1 protein-coding gene is annotated in these 1,325 nt (G+C 66.6%); it reads right to left on the reverse strand.

Translation table 11 applies throughout. From position 1 onward, the window contains the following. Nucleotides 1-180: 180 nt before the first annotated feature. Nucleotides 181-1,323 (reverse strand): IS701 family transposase, encoded by a 1,143-nt coding sequence (locus K228_RS0125035; protein ID WP_425414544.1) that lies wholly within the window; start codon nt 1,321-1,323, stop codon nt 181-183. Between the last annotated feature and the right edge of the window lie 2 nt (nt 1,324-1,325).

The following is a 1,325-nucleotide window of genomic DNA, read 5'->3' on the forward strand; positions in this document are numbered from 1 at the left end:
TACTGCAACCCGATGTCGTGACTTACGGTGGTTCAAGTCGTTCGCGGTAATGACAGGCTCGGGCTTGTTCTTGGCGTCGGCGGCGGTAGTAGGACCAGTGCCATACGTGGGCGGCGGTATATGTGACGGTCAGGGTGAATCTGGCGAACAGGCGGCGGATTTCGTTGCTGGTCAGCGGGATCAGCTCACCGCCGTCTGCGCCGGAACCCCCTTTACGGACTCGACGACGCGGGTCACGACCAGGAACGCGGCGGCGGCCATGGCCAGGGTGATGTGGGCGTACCAGGCGTCGTAACGACGGACCTGGTACTGGTCCAGGCCGACCTCGTTCTTCGCCGTCTGGAACGACTCCTCGATCGCCCACCGGGTTCCGGCGACCCGGACCAGGTCCCGCAGCCGGGTCCCGCGAGGGCCGAAGCACCGGTAGTAGGCGATCTCGCCGGTGCTGACCGATCGGCGGGCCAGGACCCAGCCCCGGCGATCATGCGCGAATGTCGTGCGGATCGGGGTCCACGCCCAGTCGTAGACGCGGGGGCCGTGCGCCCCGTCGCCGCAGGACAACCGTTGCCAGGCACCCGGCCGGATGGCGGCGATCATGTCCTTGACCGGGCTGAGAGTGTGCAGACCGGCGGGCACCTCATCGTCGTTGCGGGTGGCCATCACGTAGGCGATGTCCTGTTCCTGCAACCAGTCACGCAGACCGGGGTTCTGCCCGAACGCCTCGTCGGCGGTGAACCAGGCGAACGGCACGCCCGCAGCGACCGCCCGTTCGATCATCGCTTTAGCCTGCTCCGGTTTGGTCGCGAACCCCAGGTCCTCGGGCACCGCGGCCCTCACACACCGGTCGGGATCCTGGGTCCAGGACCTCGGCAGGTACAACTCCCGGTCGATCAACGCCCGCCCGCGCGGTGAGGCGTAGGCCAGGAACGTGCCAATCTGGCAGTTCTCGACTTTGCCGGCCGTGCCCGAGTACTGCCGCTGCACCCCGGCCGAGCAGACACCCTTCTTCACGAACCCGGTGTCGTCAGCGATCAACACCCCATCCGGGTCGCCGAGATACTCGATCAGGTAGTCCCGCACATCGTCACGAACCTGATCCGGGTTCCAGCACGGGCTGTACAACATCTCCTGCATCGCGTTCGGTGACCGGCGGCCGGCCTGCTCCGACAGCGTCCACCCGTTACGCCGTTCCAGCGAAGCGAGCAGCCCGCGAATGTAGGCAAACGCCAACCGCCGTGGCTCCACCCGCGAAAAACAGCCCGCGATCAGGGCGAACATGTCATCCAACCCCGCCTGCCACTCGTCAAGCACCTCACCACCCAGCA

The organism is Salinispora cortesiana, assembly GCF_000484695.1.
In the GTDB taxonomy this organism is placed as follows: Bacteria; Actinomycetota; Actinomycetes; order Mycobacteriales; family Micromonosporaceae; genus Micromonospora; species Micromonospora cortesiana.